The organism is Pseudomonas viridiflava, assembly GCF_900602065.1.
Lineage (GTDB): Bacteria > Pseudomonadota > Gammaproteobacteria > Pseudomonadales > Pseudomonadaceae > Aquipseudomonas.
The window spans coordinates 1-398 of record NZ_UWFN01000066.1; the positions used below are offsets into that span (position 1 = coordinate 1).

Here is a 398-nt window from a genome sequence, read left to right on the forward strand (position 1 = left end):
CTCATAACTTCCTCGATTTTTCATCGACGCCTCGGACAGCGCCCGTTTATAACGTTTCAAGCCGTAAAAAGATTAACGCTCGGCCCACAGCACCAGCACATCGGTACTGAATGAGCCGTGCGCATCAATCTCGAAATACTGACGCACTTCATCGCCCATCGCCTGCTGCAATTCGCGTATGGCCACGCGCGACGGCTGCGGGGTGCGCATGCGCTCGACCCACGACGCAAACTCCAGATGCAGACGCTGACGAGTATGACTGCGGGTAAACAACCCCGCGTCGCTGACCTGATGCAGCCATTCGGCCGCGCAATAATCGCGGACATGGCTGGTGTCGCGCAGCACTTCAACCATTTGCAGATAAGTAAACAGCAACGGACTGCCCGGCGACATTACAT

General features: G+C 56.3%; 1 pseudogene. It reads right to left on the reverse strand.

The window, feature by feature from the left end:
* Positions 1–72: 72 nt before the first annotated feature.
* Positions 73–398: pseudogene (locus EE949_RS01020) on the reverse strand (SAM-dependent methyltransferase); the annotation flags it as partial.